Raw genomic sequence first — 19,082 nt, 5'->3', positions numbered from 1 at the left:
TGGTCACCAGCGACGACAGGGAGCTCATGATGGACGACACGCGCTCTTCCGATGTTCCGCTCGGTAGCGACAATGCAACCTCTCAGGAATCCGGTGAAACACTACCTCTTCGCGTCAACCGCACGCGCACGGGTATTCATGCTAAACCCGCGCCGTTTCCAGAGGCCGAACTTGACGATCCGGCACTGTACTTCAACCGCGAGCTCTCGCACCTGCAGTTCAATATCCGCGTGCTCGAGCAATCCCTGGATACCTCGCATCCACTGCTCAATCGGCTGATGTTCCTGCTGATCTTCTCCTCGAATCTGGACGAGTTCTTCGAGATTCGCGTGGCCGGCCTCAAGCATCAGATCGCCCTGGCCCGCGAGGAAAGCGGCGCCGATGGTATGCCACCACGCCAGGTACTGACCGAAATCTCGCGCATCGCCCACGAGCAGGTCGAGCGGCAATACCGCATCCTCAACGAGACGCTGATCCCCGCACTCGAGGAGCAGGGACTGCGCTTCCGTCGCCGCACGCAGTGGTCCGAGGCCCAGGCCGACTGGGTACGCGAGTATTTCGCCGAGGAGATCATGCCGGTGATCAGCCCCATCGGCCTCGACCCTTCGCATCCGTTTCCACGCCTGGTCAACAAGAGCTTGAACTTCATCGTCGAGCTCGAAGGCACCGATGCCTTCGGTCGTGAAGGAGGGCTTGCCATCCTGCCAGCGCCACGCTCGCTGCCACGCTTGATGCGCTTGCCCGAAGCACTGAGCGAAACCGGTTATACCGAATACGTGTTCCTGTCGTCGATGATCCACGCCCACGCTCAGGAAGTGTTTCCCGGCATGCAGGTGCACGGTTGCTACCAGTTCCGCCTGACGCGCAACGCCGATCTCGCCGTCGACCCCGAGGACGTCTCGGACTTGGCCTCGGCCTTGCGCGGCGAGCTTCTGGCACGACGCTACGGTAGCGGCGTGCGCCTCGAGGTGGCCGATAATTGCCCCGACCGGCTGGCGAGCTTCCTGCTCACCCAGTTCGAACTCGAGGCGGCGGATCTCTACCGCGTCTCCGGCCCGGTCAATCTGACCCGGCTCATGTCGGTACTCAGCGACGTCGACCGCCCCGACCTGTTGTATCGCGCCTCCACGCCAGGCTTGCCACGTCAGGTCAAGAGCGATGTCAGTCTGTTCTCACAGATCGCCCAGAACGACATCCTGCTGCACCACCCCTTCCAGTCGTTTTCCCTGATCGAGGACTGGCTTCAGGAAGCCGCCAGCGATCCGGACGTGCTGGCGATCAAGCAGACCCTGTACCGAACCGGTGCCGACTCGCCCATCGTCAGCGCCCTGGTCGATGCCGCACGAAACGGCAAGGAAGTCACCGTGGTCATCGAGCTGCGGGCGCGTTTCGATGAGGCCGACAACCTCGCGCTGGCTTCGCGTCTCCAGGAAGCCGGCGCCATCGTCATCTACGGCGTCATGGCCTACAAGACGCATGCCAAGATGCTCCACGTGGTCCGCCGTGAACGCGGCGCGTTGCGTTACTACGCGCATCTAGGCACCGGTAACTATCACTCCAAGACCGCCAAACTATACACCGACTACAGTCTGCTCACCGCCAATGAAACGCTTTGCGAAGACGTTCACAAGGTCTTCCAACAGCTCTCGGGGATGGGCAAACCGCGTCAGATCGATACGCTCTTGCACGCGCCATTCGTGCTACACGACCGTCTGGTGTCGATGATCGACCGCGAAGCACGCTATGCGGAAAAGGGCCACAAGGCGCAACTGATCATCAAGTGCAATTCGTTGACCGAGCCCCAGCTGATCCGCGCGCTGTATCGTGCTTCGCGCGCCGGAGTGCAATGCGACCTGATCATCCGTGGCATGTGCTGCCTGCGCCCCGGGGTCGAAGGGATTTCCGACAATATCCGGGTGCGTTCGATCATCGGCCGCTTCCTGGAACATACCCGCGTATTCCACTTCCACAATGGCGGTAAACCCGAAACCTGGTGTTCCAGCGCGGACTTTATGGAGCGCAACATGTTCCGCCGTGTGGAGACCTGCTTCCCGCTACTCGACAAGAAACTCGCCCAGCGCGTACGCAAGGATCTGGCCACCTACTTGGTGGACAACTGTCAGAGTTGGGAATTACAGACCGACGGCCGCTACCGCCTCCTCGATGCCGGCGACGCCGAACCGATCAGCGCCCAGGAAACCTTGCTCTACGCCTACGCCGTCAAACCCTGAGCTCGAAGCTCGAAGCTCGAAGCTCGAAGCTCGAAGCTCGAAGCTCGAAGCTCGAAGCTCGAAGGCAGCCTAAACCAAATCGCCTCCGTAGCAAGTTCAAGCTACGGAGGCGCCTTTTCTTCCAGCTTCCAGCCGCGTAGCGGCGCTCTTCCAGCTTTCAGTTATACCCCGATCTGGCCACCATCGGCTTTCTGGATCACCACCGTGGCCGCCCGCGGGCGCACGCTGCCGGAGGTGACATGCGTGGCATCCTGTGTCGCAGCATCGGCGTCCGCCGGCCAATTGCCGGGGTGCTGAATGTTGATGAACAGTGCGGTCTTGTCGGGCGTAGCGAAGATTCCTGTCACCTCGCAGTCATTGGGCCCGACCGCGAACCGCTTGAGTTGCTGCTGATTGCCGGCCCCCACCACCGAGGCCTGACCGCTAGCATGTGATAAGGCACCCGGCACGACCGCCAGCACCTGGTCGTTGGTCTGCTCGGCGACACCGTCATAACCGTTGTCGGTCTCGATCCACAGAATGCCCTGGCCGTCACCGCGATCGTCGTACCACAGGCCATCGGGGCTGGCGAACTGGTTGCGCTCGGTCAGCCCCGACAGGTTGTCGGCATCGTCTGCGGCGGCGCCGAACACGAACACCTCCCAGTCGAAACGGGTGGCGTCGTCACCCCGCTCCCGCCAGCGGATCACCTGCCCCGCCTCGTTGTCGGCGCGCGGGTTGGCGGCATTGGCAGGGGCCGTGGCATAACCCACGCCTGCCGCCTCGATGGCGTCGCCTTCATTGGTGAAGGTCGGTGCCGAATCGGCCTCGGTGCGCCGGGAATTGTTGGTCAACGTCATGTAGACCTCGCCGGAGCTCGGGTCGACGGTGCCCCACTCAGGGCGATCCATCGGTGTCGCGCCGAGCAGGTCGGCGGCATCGCAGGTATGTACGATGACGCCTGCGCGATCGCCTTCCGCCAGCGACAAGGCCGCAGCCAGCGTGCGACCGTCCGCCACGCGCGTGTCCGGCTCGAGCGCCAGCCATTCCCCGCCGCCATCGGCATCGAAACGCGCCACGTAAAGCGTTCCCTCGTCCATGTACTTGGCGCCCAGCGCGAGACGGTCATATGCCTCGCCGGGGCGGTTGGCATCCGCCGGGTCCCACTTGGCGTCGGACACGAACTTGTAGATGTACTCGTTGCGGGCGTCATGCCCGGAATAGAAGACGACCGGCTCGCCGGCGACCAGCTTGCCCGGCCAGCAGCCCTCGTGGCGAAAGCGTCCCAGCGCGGTGCGCTTCACGGCGCGGGACTGGCCATCGTACGGATCGATCTCCACGATATAGCCGAAGGTGCGCGTCTCGTTGCGATAGTCGTTCCGCGGCCCGTTGCCACGCGGGGTGACATCGAATCGCGCGAACTCGTCGTCGCGCTCGCCCTCGCTGCCGGCCGCGGTCTCCCAGCCGTAGCGCCCGCGCTCGGTGGGCAGCCCCAGACGCGCATCGTCGGCGTGGCGCTCGCCGGTATTGACGAACACCTCCGGCCAGTTTTCCTCGCAGGTCAGGTAGGTGCCCCATGGAGTATACCCGTTGGCACAGTTGTTGTTGGTGCCGCGTGTATGCGTGCCTTCCGGGGAATAACGCGTCCTGACGTAATCGCTGCCGGCCACGGGGCCCGCCAGCTCCATCGGCGTGGCACTGGTGAAGCGCCGGTTGCGGGCATCGTCCGGCACATGCGTCCAGCGCCCCTCGGCGTCCTTGCGTACCCTGACCAGGGTGATCCCGTGCGCGTTGATCTCGGTGCGCACCTCATCGGCCGGCCGCCGGCCGCTGTCGGCATTCGTCGGCCCGCCCTGCGGCGCCCACAATGCCGCCTGATCGATGTATTCGTTGTTGAGGGCGAGCAGGAAATCCCGCGAGGCATTGTCCGCATCGAGCGCAAAGGCATGCATGCCATCGTGATGCATGCCCACGCGCTCGGCCTGCGCCTCGGCGGTCATGCGCATGTCGTGCTTCCACTCCGCCGCCGCGCCGTTCAGCGGCGTTCCCCAGGGGACCAGGACCTGAGCGGTATAGCCCTCGGGCACCACCACGGCATCGGTGCGCGAGCCGCGCAGCGACTCGAACGCCAGAGCCAGCGGCGTCTTGCCGCTCCCGCTTTCCTGGGCATTGGCGAGGTTGAGCCCGCCGATGCCGCCCAACATGCCCAGAGCGGCCAGACTCAGGCCTCCCCGCATGATGTCACGCCGAGAAACATGGCGCGCTAATACCGACGAGAACGGTTCGTTATCGCTGCAGTTGAAGTTTTGTTGGGTCTCGATTTGCTTGCTCATGGTCTCTCCTCACGGCGTTCGACCGACACTCCGTCGTGTCGGAACATGCTGTGAGGTCATATCCTGAACCGCCGATATGACAGTGCCATGAAGCGCCGCTCAGACACATGCGTCACGCAACCGCTCGGACGCCAATGTCAGCAGGTGCTCGGTGCCTTCCCAACCCAGGCAGGCATCGGTGACGGAGACGCCATAGCGCAACGCGCCCGGCTTGAGCGGCTGCTTGCCCTCGTGCAAATAGCTTTCGAGCATGACGCCGATCACGTCGTGATTGCCGGCCAAGCGCTGTTCGAGCACATCCAGCATGACCTCGGTCTGGCGGCGGTGATCCTTGCGCGAATTGGCATGGCTGCAATCGACCATCAAACGCGGCGTGATACCGGCCGCCTGCAGATCCAGCCGACAGGCGCGCACCGAAGCCGCATCGTAGTTCGGCTTGCCGTGACCGCCACGCAGCACGACATGGGTATGCGGATTGCCCCGGGTCTCGCGCATCGCCGGACGCCCGGCATCGTCGATGGCGAAATGACGATGTGGATGCGCGGCCGACTGCATCGCGGCGATGGCCACGTCGACGCTGCCATCGGTGCCGTTCTTGAATCCCACCGCGGCCTGCAGGCCACTGGCCAGTTCGCGATGCACCTGGGATTCGGTGGTACGTGCGCCGATGGCGACCCAACTGAGCAGATCCTCGAGGTAAGGTGCCGTCATCGGATGCAGCAACTCGGTGGCCACGGGCATGCCCAGGGCGGCGATGTCGCGCATCAGGCGCCGCGACACTTCCAGACCATGTGCCATGTCGTCGCTGCCATCCAGATGGGGATCGTAGGCCAGGCCTTTCCAGCCCACGGTGGTACGCGGCTTCTCGATGTAGACGCGCATCACCATCAGCAGGCGATCGTCGAGACGCGCGGCAAGCTCGCTGAGCTTCTCGGCATACGCCAATGCCGCCTGCGGGTCATGGATCGAGCAAGGGCCGACGACCACCAGAAGGCGATCATCCCGTCCGTCGAGGACCGCCTGGACGGCGTCGCGCTGTTGCGCGATGCGGGCTTCGAGGGCCGGGTCCAGCGGTATGCGCTGCTTGAGCTCACCCGGCGTGGGCAATGGGTGGTGCGAGGGCGACGCGGTGGCGTCGGGGTGTTGGGGCATCGTCAAGGGTGCGTTCATGTCGAGTCTCTTGGCTGGGCTGTCCGTCACGGGCGGACAGCGGAACTTCGTGTTCGGCGGACGCCACCCAGCGTGTCACGGTCGGAGGTGGCAACTGGGGCCGACCGTTCGTCGCTAAATCGCCAATAATATAGTGCGCCCTTGCCTTGCCATGTGCCGCCGAACTCGATCATGTTTCGCTCCCGTGTCGTTCATCAATGTTGGGTGGATTAAACGCAAGAACCCCCGGTCGGGTTGCCGACCGGGGGTTCTAAGACGCAGGAGGCAACCCGGGGTTGGGCGTGCCTCGCGGCGTGTCAGGTCATGTGACCCTACCGCCGGGCACGCCGGGGCTAAACCAATACCAATAGCTAAAGCCAAAGAACGCACGCACGACGTCCTCCGCTGACCGAATCGGCAGGGAATGCATGCTTGCGGTGACTGAGGCTATCGACATGGGTTGACTCCAAAACATGCTCTCATCCTACACGGCTGTCGCCATTTGACAAGCCCACGGTGGGGCTATCGCTCATCGCAGGTGACGACCACCGTCAACGGGCAATATCGCACCCGTCACGAAATCGTTGTCGAGCAGGTAACGCAGTGTTTGATAGATGACGCCCGGCCCCGGCACCTTGGCCATCAACGACTTGGCCTTGGCCTTCTCGACATAAGCCTCGTCGTCATCGTCATTGAGCATGACCAAGGCCGGCGCGATGGCGTTGACCTGGATACTCGGCGCGTACATAGCGGCAAACGACAAGGTCAGATTGTCCAGCCCCGCTTTGGTCGCCGCATAGGCGGCGTGCTTGCGTGAGCCCTTCTGGCTGACATAGTCGGTCATGTGGATGATGTCGCGCTGCGGTTCCTGGCAGGCATCGAGCAGTTCGCGGGCGTGCAGGTTGATCAGGTACGGGGCCTGCATATGCACACGAAACAGGCGCTCGAAATTGGCGCCGGCATCGTCGTCAAGGCTGTCCGGTGCCCAGTCGCTGGCATTATGGACGATGGCACGCAACGACGAGGTCTGCGCCTTGAGGCGTGCGAGGAAATCGTGAATGCCTGCCTCGCTGGAAAAGTCCGCCGCCAGGGTCACCGCCCCACGCCGACGCAACGCCTCCAGAGACTCCCGCTCGCGACGGTAGCTTATGATCACCGGCTGGCCGTCGTCGAGCAGGCGCTCGACGCAATGGCGGCCCAAGCGCTGGGCGCCACCGGTGACGAGAATCGGCGATTGGCTCATGCGTCATCCTCCGCACGGCGCTCGCCGGGCGCCAGCGGTGCGCTCTCGGGATCGTCAGGCAACGGAATCAATGGCACGCGCGGCGCATAGGCAAAGACATCCGAGAATACCCGCTCAGGATCGAGCCCCAGCGGGGCCAGCGTGTCAATGCAGGCGTAGACCATGCCCGGTGAACCGGAGAGATAGACATCCTCACCGGAAACATCACTCAGCGCCTCGGCGAGAACCGCGTCGATACGCCCGACATGGCGCGTCACGCCCGGTGGCGTGCTCAGGCCGGGATCGCTCTCCTCGCTGACGGTGTGCATCTCGACATGCGTATGCTCGGCGACCCATTGCAGCGCCAGGCTTTCCAGATACAGATCCCGCGGATTCTTGACCGCCCACCAAAGCCGAATCGGGCCCGGGTGCTCGTTGGCCAGGGCCGCTTCGACGATGGCCTTCATCTGAGCGAAGCCCGTGCCCGCCGCAATCAGCGTCAGCGGCCGCCGACTGTGAGTATCCAGCACGCAGCCGCCATTGGGCAGGCGCACCGTCAACTGAGCGGCCTGCACCAGGATCTCACGCAGGCGTGCCGAGTTGCTGCGTTCCGGCCAATGCTGGACGTGTAACTCGATGATGCCGTCGTCGACATGCGCGTTGGCGATGGAGAACGGCACCCAGGTCTCCTCGTCGAGCTTGAGTTCCAGATACTGGCCGGGGCTATGCGCAATGGCCTCGCGGCGTCCCGCCAGATGGACGCGAAATACGTCGGCCGTCAGGTCCTCGACCGATTCGACATGGCAGGTCAGCGTCTTAGGCGTCATTCGTGTCCTCGTTCGTCGCTCTGGGGCGAATGGCGGGGGGCCGGTGGCGGCGTAGTGATGCCGTATTCCTCCCAGCGCGCGTCGACACGCCTTTTGACGGCATCGTCCATGACGATGGGCGTGCCCCACTCGCGGTCGGTTTCGCCCGACCATTTGGTGGTGGCATCGAATCCCATCTTCGATCCCAGACCCGCCACCGGCGAGGCAAAATCGAGATAGTCGATGGGCGTATTCTCGACCATGACCGTATCGCGCGCCGGATCCATGCGCGTGGTGATCGCCCAGATCACGTCTTCCCAATTGCGCGCGTCGACATCGTTATCGAGCACGATCACGAACTTGGTGTACATGAACTGGCGCAAGAAGCTCCAGACGCCCATCATCACGCGCTTGGCGTGGCCCGGGTACTGCTTTTTCATAGTCACCACCGCCATGCGGTAGGAACAACCCTCCGGCGGCAGGTAGAAATCGACGATCTCGGGGAATTGCTTGCGCAGGATCGGCACGAACACTTCGTTGAGCGCCAACCCCAGAATGGCGGGCTCGTCCGGTGGCCGCCCCGTATAGGTGGAATGATAGATCGGATCGCGGCGGTGGGTGATGCGTTCCACGGTAAAAACCGGGAAGGTTTCGACCTCGTTGTAGTAGCCGGTGTGATCGCCATAAGGGCCTTCCGGCGCCGTATCGTCGGGGTAAAGGTAACCCTCGAGAACGATTTCGCTGGAAGCCGGCACTTCGAGATCGGCATGGCCGCACTTGACCAGTTCGGTGCGCGAACCGCGCAGCAAACCGGCGAAGGCGTATTCGGAAAGACTGTCTGGCACTGGCGTCACGGCGCCGAGGATGGTCGCCGGGTCGGCGCCCAGCGCCACCGCCACCGGGAACGGCTCGCCAGGATGCGCTTGCTGCCATTCCTGGAAATCCAGCGCTCCACCGCGATGCGACAGCCAGCGCATGATCAGGCGGTTCTTGCCCAATTTCTGCTGGCGATAGATGCCCAGATTCTGGCGCTCCTTGTGGGGCCCCTTGGTCACCACCAAAGACCAGGTCACCAGCGGTGCCACATCGCCCGGCCAGCAATGCTGGATCGGCAGCTGGTCGAGATCGACATCGTCACCTTCGCGGATCACTTCCTGGCATGGCGCCTTGCGCAGCGTCTTGGGCCCCATGCTCATCACCTGCTTGAAGATCGGCAGCTTTTCCCAGGCATCGCGGAAGCCCTTGGGGGGCTCCGGCTCCTTGAGAAACGCCAGCAGTTCGCCTACCTCGCGCAGTGCAGCGATCGAATCCTGGCCCATGCCCAGCGCGACACGCTCCGGCGTCCCGAAGAGATTGCCCAGCAAAGGCATGTCGTGGCCCTTGACGTTCTCGAACAAGAGCGCCGGCCCGCCCGCACGCAGCGTGCGATCACAAATCTCGGTGATCTCCAGGTAGGGATCGACCTCCGCCGTGATTCGCTGGAGCTCGCCACGTTCCTCCAGCGCCGCGATGAAATCGCGCAAGTCCCGATACTTCATGTGGTTTTCCGTGCCAGAACGCGAAAAGGGCAGCATAACATGCCGCCCTTTCATTGACCGCCCATCGGCCTTCAGCCCGGCGATATCTTGCACGCGTCAGCCGAGACAGGCCTTCCGGAGGCGCTATGACTCCATCCCTGGGCGCCACTCGCCTCAGCATATTATCAAGCGTTGAGCGCAGGCCGATGTTATCTACGCTTCATGGCCTCGAAGAATTCCAGATTAGTCTTGGTATCCTTCAAGCGATCGAGCAAGAACTCCGTCGCCGCGATATCATCCATGGGATTGAGTAGCTTGCGCAGAATCCACATGCGCTGCATCTCTTCCTCGGAGGCGATGAGGTCCTCGCGGCGCGTACCACTGCGACGGATATTGAGCGCCGGATAGACCCGCTTCTCGGCCAGCTTGCGGTCGAGGTGCGCCTCCATGTTGCCGGTACCCTTGAACTCTTCGAAGATGACTTCATCCATCTTGGAGCCGGTATCGACCAGCGCCGTGGCGATGATGGTGAGGCTGCCACCTTCCTCGATGTTGCGCGCCGCGCCGAAGAAACGCTTGGGCTTCTCCAACGCGTGGGCATCGACCCCGCCGGTCAAGACCTTGCCCGAGGACGGCACCACAGTGTTGTAGGCACGCGCCAAGCGGGTGATGGAATCGAGCAGGATGACCACATCCCTCTTGTGCTCGACCAGGCGCTTGGCCTTCTCGATGACCATCTCGGCGACCTGGACGTGGCGCGCGGGCGGCTCGTCGAAGGTCGAAGCCACCACTTCGCCACGCACAGTGCGCGACATCTCGGTGACCTCTTCGGGACGTTCATCGATCAGCAGCACGATCAGATGACATTCAGGATTGTTGCGCGTGATCGACGTCGCGATGTTCTGCAACATCAGCGTCTTGCCCGCCTTGGGTGGCGACACAAGCAGACCACGCTGGCCCTTGCCGATGGGCGACGTAAGATCGATTACCCGCGAGGTCAGATCCTCCGTCGAGCCATTGCCGACCTCCATCACCATGCGTTCCTGAGGGAACAGCGGCGTCAGGTTCTCGAACAGAATCTTGTGCTTGGCGTTTTCGGGCCGGTCGAAGTTGATCTGGCTGACCTTGAGCAGCGCGAAATAACGCTCCCCTTCCTTCGGCGGCCGAATCTTGCCGGCGATGCTATCGCCCTTGCGCAGGTTGAAGCGACGGATCTGCGACGGCGAGACATAGATGTCATCGGGGCCGGCCAGATAGGAGCTGTCGGCACTGCGAAGAAAGCCGAAGCCATCCTGCAGGATTTCCAGCACACCATCGCCATAAATGTCTTCACCACTTTTCGCATGCTTCTTGAGAATGGCGAAGATGATGTCTTGTTTACGCGAACGTGCCAGATTGTCGATGCCCATTTCCCGGGCAATATCCAGCAGTTCGGGAACGGTTTTTTGCTTGAGTTCGGTAAGATTCATCGGTTTCGTCAGAGATTGCTCGTGTCGGCGAGGCAATGGGATTGCCGGACAAAAGACAGGAGGCGGTTGTGCGCCGCGCGGTGCGTTCAGAGGGCCCCAGGAAATCCGTTCCACTCATCGCATTCATGCCTCAAGGCATCGCCGCGCGAGGGATTGGCGAAAAACGGTATTGAGAGATTCGGTTCGCGTCGCCTGGCGCCATGCCCAGCTCCTGATCGGGAGGCTTGGCGAGACAAGAATACTTGGGGCGATCTGACGACTTGGAGGACCGCGACGGCAATGCCGCGTGAACGGTCAGGAAGCATTCGGAACAGGCGAACTACTCGATGGTAGTCAAGGCGCCAGCCAAACGCAAGCCCACTTTGCTCATGCGTAATGTCGGGGCGCAACGTCGTGTCTTAACGGGGCTTGACCATCTCCATGGCACGACCTCAATTCGCGAGCTGGTGATCGAGCCATGTCTCCAGTTGCGCAGTGGACAACGCCCCCACTCGCGTCGTATCCAACCCCGCATCGGTAAACAGCGCCAAAGTCGGCATGCCGCGCACACCGTACTTGTGGGCCACGGCTGTATTGAGGTCGACATCACACAGCGCGACCTGCAACGTCGTCTCGCGCGCGCTGGCCAGGGTGGATAAACGCGGGCGCAATGCGACGCAGGGACCACACCAGGACGCCATGAAGGCTACCAGGGTGGGCGTCGCTGCTTCCAGCACGCGATCCTCGAACGTGTCGTCCGTCACCTCGAAAAGCTGTTCGGACATACGCCGTCTCCTGAACATTCGGCCAATTTATCGTTCCCCATTGGACGCTGCATAGCAACAATTGACAAGCCTCGAGCGCCCCCGCAACCTTGCCCTACTTCTGTGAAAAGGATTCTCGCATGAGCAGTCGCCACCCGGCGCCCCGGCGTCTCGCCGCCATCGATCTGGGCTCGAACAGCTTCCACCTGCTGGTGGCCAATCAAGTCGGCGGTGACCTGCAAGTGGTCGCCAAGCAGGGCGAGAAGGTACAACTGGCCGCTGGTCTCGACGACGACGATATTCTCGACGAAGCGGCCATGGAGCGCGCCCTCGCTTGCCTGGAGCGTTTCGCTCCCTATTTGAGCGACCTCGACGCCAGTGACGTGCGCATCGTCGGCACCAATGCACTGCGCGCGGCACACAACCGCCAGACGCTGATCGACCGAGCCGAGGCGCTGATCGGCCACTCTATCGAGATCATCGCCGGCCGCGAGGAGGCGCGTCTGATTTACCTTGGCGCCGCGCATGCGTTGGCCGAAGTGCACGGACGCCGACTCATCGTCGACATCGGCGGCGGCTCCACCGAACTCATCATCGGCGAGCGCTTCGAACCGCTGGCACTGGAAAGCCTGCACATGGGCTGCGTGGCCTATACGCAACGCTTCTTCGCCAATGGCGACATCAGCGAGAAGGCCTTTCGCGCAGCTGAGCTCGCCGCACTTTCCGAGCTCGCCAACATTCGTCGCCCCTACCAAGAACTAGGCTGGCAGGACCCGGTGGGGTCCAGCGGCACCATTAAAGCCATCGCCGCCGTACAGGCCGCCTATGGCGACGGCCCGGAAGGCATGATCACGCGCCAAGGGCTAAAGAACCTGCGCAATCGTCTGTTGAAGTGCAAGAAGCTCGACAAAGTCGCCATGGACGGACTCAAGAGCGACAGGGCACGGGTATTCCCGGCAGGCGTGGCGATTCTGTGCGCCATCTTCGAGGCTTTCGAGCTAGAGCGCATGCGCTACTCCGACGGCGCCCTGCGCGATGGTGTGCTCTACGATCTCCTCGGCCGCAATACCGCCGAGGATTCCCGCGCGTCGGCGCTACTCACGCTGCGCCGACGCTTTGATGTCGACATGCGTCAGGCCAGCAACGTACGCACCACCGCCGAACACCTCTGCGCGCATGTCGCCGACGTGTGGCCCCTGAGCCAGGAGCAGCGCCAGTTTCTCGCCTGGGCCGCCGAGCTGCACGAAATCGGCCTGGCGATCTCGCACAGCCAGTTTCACCGCCACGGCGCCTATCTGCTGGAAAACTCCGACCTGGCCGGCTTTTCGCGTCCCGAGCAACAAGCCCTAGCCTTTCTGGTGCGTGCCCATCGACGCAAGTTCCCCGGCAAGGAGCTCGATGCCCTCCCATCCGCCTCGCGATCGACCTATGCACGACTGGCGCGACTTCTGCGCCTGGCGGTGGCACTCAATCATTCGCGCCCCGAGGCGCCCGTCCTCGACGTACGCCTCCAGGCCGATGGCGAGACCCTATACGTGTATCTCGACCAGGCCAGCGACCAACCGCTGTTGATGGCCGATCTTGATCAGGAAGCACGTTATCAACGCAATGCCGGTTTTCGACTCGAGATCAGCACCTGACCGACGCGTCGCTAGCAAGAGCAGGCATCGCCCGCAGCCGCCAGCCTTCGGCTGCGGCGATGCCCAGCACCCCGACCAGGGTCTCGCCCTCCCAGGCCAGCCACACACGCTCGCGTTGCCAGGGCGGTACTCCGGCCTCCTGCAAGAGCCGTTTGACGTCGCGCCGACCGCGTCCCGACACACGCAGCGTCTCGCCGCCCCGACGCCTACTCAGCGTAAGACGGACACGACGCGGTGGGTCGGGAATCAGTTGCCACGCCACCGGACCCAGCGGCGTTTCCAGGGGGGCGCAGCCATCCCACTCGGCCTCCCAGTCGACGTCGATAGGCTCGAGCGGCGCCAACAGATAGAGATATCCTCGCCAGCGCCTGGCCTCTCCCCCTGGCCAAGCGAGGCGGACCTGCGCATCACCGCGGGCCTGTAATTGATCGAGCAAGCTTTCGAGGCGCGCGCGCGGCGGCGTGGGCAGAGAGAGTTGCCGGCAGGCATGTCGCACCAGCAGACGCTGCCGGGGCCGGGATAGCGCCACGAGGCTAGCGACCGACAAGCAGGCCGCCTCGCCTCCCAGCGCCTGCAAGGTTTCTTCGGCCAACTCCTCCAACAGCGCATCGCTCTCGCCCAGTTGCTCGGCGGTGCGCGCGAACGATGTCGCCGCACCCGGCCAGCGCGCCGCCAGCGCTGGCATGACCGTATGGCGTAGATAATTGCGATCGAAGCCTTGGTCGGCGTTGCTCGGGTCGTCGATCCAACGCAGGCCACGTTTCTCGGCCTCGCGCTCCAGCGTCACCCGCGTCACGGATAGCCATGGCCGGACCATGAAGCGTCCCTGCCACTCACGGCTCTCAGGCATGCCGGCCATGCCGCGTAAACCACTACCGCGCAAGCTCGCCAGCAACAGGCATTCGGCCTGATCGTCAGCATGCTGCGCCAGCAGCAGGGTGTCTCCCGGTGCGACACGTCGGGCGAACGCCGCCAGGCGGGCGTCGCGGGCGTGGGCCTCGAGGCCCCGTGCGCCGCGCTCCACCGTGGCACGCTCTATGAACAATGGCACCCCGAGACGCCCGCACAACCATCGCGCATGGTCTTCGAACGCGGCAGCGGCATCCTGCAGGCCGTGATTGACGTGTAATGCATAAAGTGGCCGTGGATGACGACGGCAAGCGGCCACCGCCAGCGTCAGCATCAAGGAGGAATCCAGGCCGCCCGACAGCGCCACCCAAACACGACGCCCCGGCGAGGTCATCGCCAGGGCGTCGTCGACAAGGGCTTCAGGGGTCGGCCGCGCGTTATTGGGGTGCGCCATAGCTCATCAGACGCTCATAGCGACGCGACAGCAGATCATCCGTCTCCATGGCTTCCATGCGCTCGAGGCTGGCGCCGAGGGCGTCCTTGATGCTGTCAGCCATCTTCTGCGGGTTGCGGTGCGCGCCCCCCAACGGCTCCTTGATCAAGGTATCGACGAAGCCGAGCTCCTTGAGACGCTCGGCGGTAATACCCATCGCCTGCGCTGCCTCGGAGGCCTTTTCGGCGCTCTTCCACAGAATCGAGGCGCAGCCTTCCGGAGAGATCACCGCATAGGTCGAATACTGCAGCATCTGCAGCTCGTCGCAGACACCGATCGCCAGCGCCCCGCCGGAGCCACCCTCGCCCACGACGGTGGAAATGATCGGCGTCTTGAGGCGCGACATGACCGCCAGATTGTAGGCGATGGCCTCGCTCTGGCCACGCTCCTCGGCATCGATCCCGGGATAGGCGCCGGGAGTGTCGATGAAGGTCAATACCGGCATCTTGAAGCGCTCGGCCATTTCCATCAGCCGGCACGCCTTGCGATAGCCTTCCGGGCGCGGCATACCGAAGTTGCGCCGCACCTTCTCTTTGACGTCACGCCCCTTCTGATGACCGATGATCATCACCGGTTTGTCGTCGAGGCGTGCCACGCCGCCCACGATGGCGGCGTCATCGGCGAAGTGACGATCGCCATGCAGCTCATCGAAGTCCTCGAACAGAGTGTCGAGGTAATCCAGCGTGTAAGGACGCTGAGGATGACGCGAGAGCTGCGATACCTGCCAGGCGCTAAGATCGCGAAAAATCGATTCGGTGAGCTTGCGATTCTTTTCTTCAAGCTTGCCGATTTCGTCGCTCAAGCTGATACGGCTGTCGTTACCGACCAGGCGTAGCTCATCAATCTTGGCTTCCAGCTCGGCGATCGGCTGTTCAAAGTCCAGGTAGTTGGGATTCATAGAACGTCTACTTTGTGGTCTTGGGCAGCCCGGGGCCGCACGTCCGATGTCGCGCGAGGCGACGCTGTGACGGACAGGGCATGGCGCCAACCGGCCGTAAACCGGCATTATCGCACCCTGAACGCATCACGCAAGACACCGCGCGCCAGCACCATCGCCAGCGATGACGGCATCACCCACGATAACGCAACGTAACCGCTTCCTGACCCTCCACCTCGCGCAGGGCGATGAGTAGGTCGTCGCTAGGCGACACCCGCCAGGGATCGCCCAGTTCCAGCACGCCACTGGCCTGGGGATTGCGGTAACGCACGCGCACCGGCAACCCCTGGGGATCACGCCACTGGGTCAGGCTATCTTGTAAAGTGCGCGCGAAACGTCCATTGAGACGCGCGCCGTCCACCGCGAGCTCCACGGCCTCGCCATAGCGCGTGCGCGCATCGACCATTGGCGTCACTTCCTTGCCACGCAGGCGCAGGCCACCCGAATAATCGTCGGTGCTCACTTCGCCTTCGATGATCAGGACGTCATCGGCACCGAGCTTGCCACGCATCTGTTCGTACATCTCGCCGAACAACGAGGCCTCGATACGCCCGGTACGGTCGTCCAGGGTGATAAAAGCCATGGTGTCGCCGCGCTTGGATTTCATGGTACGCATGGCCACCACCAGCCCCGCGACACGCTGCGACTCGCCGCGCTGAGGTTTCAGGTCGACGATGCGCGTCGACACGAAGCGCTTGAGTTCGCTTTCGTACTCGTCGATGGGATGGCCGGTCAGATAGAGGCCCAAGGTGTCCTTCTCGCCGGCCAGACGCTCCTTGTCGGTCCACTCGCGGGCATGATGATAATCGGCGTAGACATCGCCGCTTTCCGGTTCGACGAACGCATCGCCGAACATGTCGATCATCCCTGCGCTGGCATTGGCATTGCTCTGCGACGCCGCCTTGAGTGCGGCGTCCAGCGACGCCATCAACACCGCCCGGGTCGGCCCCAGGTTGTCCAGCGCGCCGGAGCGGATCAAAGCCTCCAGCGTACGCTTGTTGAGACGCTTGGCGTCGACACGGCGGCAGAAGTCAAACAGATCGCTGAAGGCGCCGTCGGCCTCGCGCGCCTCGACGATCGCACCGATGGGCCCTTCACCGACGCCGCGAATCGCGCCCAAGCCATAGACGACACGGTTTTGCTCATCGACGGTGAACTTGTAACTGCCGATGTTGACGTCCGGCGGCGTGACCGTCAGCCCCTGCTTACGGCATTCCTCGATCAGTGGCACGACCTTGTCGAGGTTGTCCATCTCGGTGGATAGCACCGCCGCCATGAAGGGGGCAGGATAATGCGCCTTGAGCCACGCCGTCTGGTACGAGACCAGACCGTAGGCCGCCGAGTGCGACTTGTTGAACCCGTAACCGGCGAATTTTTCCACCAGATCGAAGAGGTTACCGGCCAGGTCCTTGTCGACGCCGTTGGCGGCGCAGCCCTCCATGAAACCGGCGCGCTGCTTGGCCATTTCCTCGGGCTTCTTCTTGCCCATGGCGCGGCGCAGCATGTCGGCCTGCCCCAGGCTGTAACCCGCGATCACCTGGGCGATCTGCATCACCTGCTCTTGATAGAGAATGATGCCATAGGTGGGACCGAGCACCGGCTTGAGCAGCTCATGCTGATAATCCGGGTGCGGATAGGCAACCTCGGCGCGGCCATGCTTGCGGTTGATGAAGTCGTCGACCATCCCGGATTGCAGCGGCCCCGGACGGAACAGTGCCACCAAGGCGATCATGTCTTCCAGCGAGTCGGGCTGCAGGCGCTTGATCAGCTCCTTCATGCCGCGCGATTCGAGCTGGAAGACCGCCGTGGTCTCGGCCTTCTTGAGCATATCGAAGGTCGGCACGTCATCGAGCGGGATCGAGGCGATGTCCAGCGGCCCTTGGCCTTCGCGGGCGCGCACCGTATCAACCATCTCCAACGCCCAGTCGATGATGGTCAGCGTGCGCAGCCCCAGGAAGTCGAACTTGACCAGCCCGGCTTCCTCGATGTCGTTCTTGTCGTACTGCACCACCAGGCCGCTGCCGTCCTCATCGCACAGCAGCGGCGAGAAATCGGTCAGTTTGGTAGGCGCAATCACCACCCCACCGGCGTGCTTGCCGGTGCCGCGCGTGATGCCCTCGAGCTTGAGGGCCATGTCCCAGATTTCCTGGGATTCCTCGTCGTTGTCCAGATACTCCTTGAGCGCTGGCTCCTGCTCGATGGCCTTGGCCAGGGTCATGCCGACCTCGAAGGGGATCAGCTTGGAGAGCTTGTCACCCATCGAGTACGGCTTGCCCTGGGCCCGGGCCACATCACGCACCACGGCCTTGGCGGCCATGGTGCCGAAGGTCACGATCTGCGAGACGGCATCGCGGCCGTAGCGACTCGCCACGTACTCGATGACCCGGTCGCGCTTCTCCATGCAGAAGTCGACGTCGAAGTCGGGCATCGATACGCGTTCCGGGTTGAGGAAGCGCTCGAACAGCAGATCATATTCGAGCGGATCCAGGTCGGTGATCTTGAGTGCGTAGGCAACCAGCGAGCCGGCCCCCGACCCCCTTCCCGGGCCGACTGGGATATCGTTGTCCTTGGCCCACTGGATGAAGTCCATGACGATCAGGAAGTATCCGGGGAAGCCCATCTCGAGGATGATGTTGAGCTCGAAATCGAGCCGCTCGCGATAGGCCTCCTCGTGCTCACTGAGATTGCGCCCGGGATAGATCGGGTTCTCGCCGGAGAACAGCTTGTCGAGTCGCTCGGTGAGGCCGTCATGGGAAATTTTGCGGAAGAAGCCGTCCATGCTCATGCCGTCCGGTACCGGGTACTCGGGCAGGAAGATTTCTCCCAGCGGTACGTCGACATTGCAGCGCGCGGCGATCATCACGCTGTTCTCCAGCGCCTCGGGCAGGTCCGAGAACAGTTCGGCCATTTCCTGCGGGCTCTTCAGGTACTGCTCTTCGCTGTAACGGCGTTCGCGCCGCGGGTCGTCGAGTGCCTTGCCCTCACCGATCGCCACCCGCGTTTCGTGGGCCCAGAACCCCTCGCGGGTCAGGAATCGGACGTCATTGGTCGCCACCACCGGCGTCTGGGTTTCGGCCGCCAGTGCCACCGACAGATGCAAGCATTCCTCATCGTGTTCGCGCCCGGTGCGCTGGAGCTCCAGATAAAACCGTCCGGGGAAGGCGGCGTTCCAGGCCTCGCACATTTCCCGCGCCGCCTGGCCGTGTTCGGTCAGGAGATGACGCCCGATCTCCCCCTCGCGAGCACCGGACAAGGCGATCAGCCCCGCGCTTCGGGCGAAGATCCATTCCTTCTTGAGGATGCCCTGACCGCGCTGCTGCCCCTCGCTCCAACCTTGAGAGATCAGCTCGGTGAGATGGCGATAACCTTCGTTGTCCATCGCCAGGAGCGTCAAGCGATAGGGGTGTCCCTCGTCGTGGGGATTCTCCATCCACAGGTCGGCGCCGATGATGGGCTTGAGACCCGCGCCTTGGGCGCCTTTATAGGCTTTGACCAGACCGAACAGATTGGAATCGTCGGTCACGGCAACGGCGGGCATGCCGCCCTCGGTCGTCGCTTCGATCAGCGGCTTCAAGCGCACCAGGCCATCGACCAGGGAGTATTCACTGTGAACGCGCAGATGAACGAACGGCGTAGTCATGACGAGCTCTTGAGACGAAACGGACGATGCCACTCGGGCGGCACCTTCCTGAATGAATTGGGTAACGGCGTGAT

General features: G+C 63.1%; 12 protein-coding genes. 2 read left to right on the top strand and 10 right to left on the bottom strand.

Annotated features, from left to right (window positions below):
• The first annotated feature begins 29 nt into the window (after positions 1–29).
• Positions 30–2,231: a polyphosphate kinase 1 gene (gene ppk1, locus SR908_RS10470; protein WP_246922468.1), complete on the top strand. Its 2,202-nt coding sequence runs from the start codon at positions 30–32 to the stop codon at positions 2,229–2,231.
• Positions 2,232–2,392: 161 nt separating this feature from the next.
• Here the strand turns inward: ppk1 and SR908_RS10465 are convergent, their stop codons facing one another.
• The 7 genes from SR908_RS10465 to SR908_RS10435 form a co-directional block, all read right to left on the bottom strand.
• Positions 2,393–4,543, bottom strand: coding sequence for a PhoX family protein (locus tag SR908_RS10465; protein WP_246922471.1), 2,151 nt, complete (start codon positions 4,541–4,543; stop codon positions 2,393–2,395).
• A gap of 99 nt (positions 4,544–4,642) precedes the next feature.
• Positions 4,643–5,713 carry a 3-deoxy-7-phosphoheptulonate synthase gene (locus tag SR908_RS10460; RefSeq protein WP_246922474.1) on the bottom strand — a complete coding sequence of 357 codons (1,071 nt, stop codon included), beginning with the start codon at positions 5,711–5,713 and terminating at the stop codon, positions 4,643–4,645.
• A gap of 508 nt (positions 5,714–6,221) precedes the next feature.
• On the bottom strand, positions 6,222–6,935 hold the full coding sequence (gene folM, locus SR908_RS10455) for a dihydromonapterin reductase (protein WP_097023473.1): 714 nt from the start codon (positions 6,933–6,935) through the stop codon (positions 6,222–6,224).
• A complete protein-coding gene (locus SR908_RS10450) occupies positions 6,932–7,741 on the bottom strand; it encodes an NAD(P)H-flavin reductase (protein ID WP_246922477.1) in 810 nt (269 codons plus the stop codon). Before SR908_RS10450 ends, folM begins: the two co-directional genes overlap by 4 nt.
• Complete coding sequence (ubiD, locus tag SR908_RS10445; protein WP_246922480.1) at positions 7,738–9,258, bottom strand: 4-hydroxy-3-polyprenylbenzoate decarboxylase; 1,521 nt, start codon at positions 9,256–9,258, stop codon at positions 7,738–7,740. The genes SR908_RS10450 and ubiD overlap by 4 nt, the downstream gene beginning before the upstream one ends.
• Before the next feature lie 188 nt (positions 9,259–9,446).
• Complete coding sequence (gene rho, locus SR908_RS10440) at positions 9,447–10,706, bottom strand: transcription termination factor Rho (protein ID WP_097023470.1); 1,260 nt, start codon at positions 10,704–10,706, stop codon at positions 9,447–9,449.
• A 431-nt stretch (positions 10,707–11,137) separates the two neighbouring features.
• Positions 11,138–11,470 (bottom strand): thioredoxin family protein, encoded by a 333-nt coding sequence (locus tag SR908_RS10435; protein ID WP_179703083.1) that lies wholly within the window; start codon positions 11,468–11,470, stop codon positions 11,138–11,140.
• Positions 11,471–11,589: 119 nt separating this feature from the next.
• Here SR908_RS10435 and ppx point away from each other — a divergent pair, with 119 nt between their 5' ends.
• The gene (ppx, locus tag SR908_RS10430) at positions 11,590–13,089 is read left to right on the top strand and encodes an exopolyphosphatase (RefSeq protein ID WP_246922483.1); all 1,500 of its coding nucleotides are present in this window, start codon (positions 11,590–11,592) and stop codon (positions 13,087–13,089) included.
• On the opposite strand, the gene tilS is transcribed toward ppx, so the two are convergent.
• The 3 genes from tilS to dnaE all read right to left on the bottom strand — a co-directional run bounded on the left by tilS (position 13,079) and on the right by dnaE (position 19,008).
• Positions 13,079–14,392, bottom strand: coding sequence for a tRNA lysidine(34) synthetase TilS (tilS, locus tag SR908_RS10425; protein ID WP_246922486.1), 1,314 nt, complete (start codon positions 14,390–14,392; stop codon positions 13,079–13,081). The two genes, ppx and tilS, sit on opposite strands and share 11 nt — an antisense overlap.
• On the bottom strand, positions 14,376–15,329 hold the full coding sequence (gene accA / locus SR908_RS10420; protein ID WP_246922489.1) for an acetyl-CoA carboxylase carboxyl transferase subunit alpha: 954 nt from the start codon (positions 15,327–15,329) through the stop codon (positions 14,376–14,378). Before accA ends, tilS begins: the two co-directional genes overlap by 17 nt.
• Positions 15,330–15,501: 172 nt before the next feature.
• On the bottom strand, positions 15,502–19,008 hold the full coding sequence (gene dnaE / locus SR908_RS10415; protein WP_246922491.1) for a DNA polymerase III subunit alpha: 3,507 nt from the start codon (positions 19,006–19,008) through the stop codon (positions 15,502–15,504).
• Positions 19,009–19,082: the final 74 nt, after the last annotated feature.

It is taken from the genome of Chromohalobacter canadensis, assembly GCF_034479555.1.
GTDB classification, from domain to species: Bacteria; Pseudomonadota; Gammaproteobacteria; order Pseudomonadales; family Halomonadaceae; genus Chromohalobacter; species Chromohalobacter canadensis.
This window is presented reverse-complemented; position numbering and strand designations above follow the sequence as displayed.

Excerpts from the sequence above, each read along its gene's own strand:
- ppk1 (WP_246922468.1), top strand. The coding sequence starts at position 30 with ATGGACGACACGCGCTCTTCCGATGTTCCGCTCGGTAGCGACAATGCA.
- SR908_RS10465 (WP_246922471.1), bottom strand. The coding sequence starts at position 4,543 with ATGAGCAAGCAAATCGAGACCCAACAAAACTTCAACTGCAGCGATAAC.
- SR908_RS10460 (WP_246922474.1), bottom strand. The coding sequence starts at position 5,713 with ATGAACGCACCCTTGACGATGCCCCAACACCCCGACGCCACCGCGTCG.
- folM (WP_097023473.1), bottom strand. The coding sequence starts at position 6,935 with ATGAGCCAATCGCCGATTCTCGTCACCGGTGGCGCCCAGCGCTTGGGC.
- SR908_RS10450 (WP_246922477.1), bottom strand. The coding sequence starts at position 7,741 with ATGACGCCTAAGACGCTGACCTGCCATGTCGAATCGGTCGAGGACCTG.
- ubiD (WP_246922480.1), bottom strand. The coding sequence starts at position 9,258 with ATGAAGTATCGGGACTTGCGCGATTTCATCGCGGCGCTGGAGGAACGT.
- rho (WP_097023470.1), bottom strand. The coding sequence starts at position 10,706 with ATGAATCTTACCGAACTCAAGCAAAAAACCGTTCCCGAACTGCTGGAT.
- SR908_RS10435 (WP_179703083.1), bottom strand. The coding sequence starts at position 11,470 with ATGTCCGAACAGCTTTTCGAGGTGACGGACGACACGTTCGAGGATCGC.
- ppx (WP_246922483.1), top strand. The coding sequence starts at position 11,590 with ATGAGCAGTCGCCACCCGGCGCCCCGGCGTCTCGCCGCCATCGATCTG.
- tilS (WP_246922486.1), bottom strand. The coding sequence starts at position 14,392 with ATGGCGCACCCCAATAACGCGCGGCCGACCCCTGAAGCCCTTGTCGAC.
- accA (WP_246922489.1), bottom strand. The coding sequence starts at position 15,329 with ATGAATCCCAACTACCTGGACTTTGAACAGCCGATCGCCGAGCTGGAA.
- dnaE (WP_246922491.1), bottom strand. The coding sequence starts at position 19,008 with ATGACTACGCCGTTCGTTCATCTGCGCGTTCACAGTGAATACTCCCTG.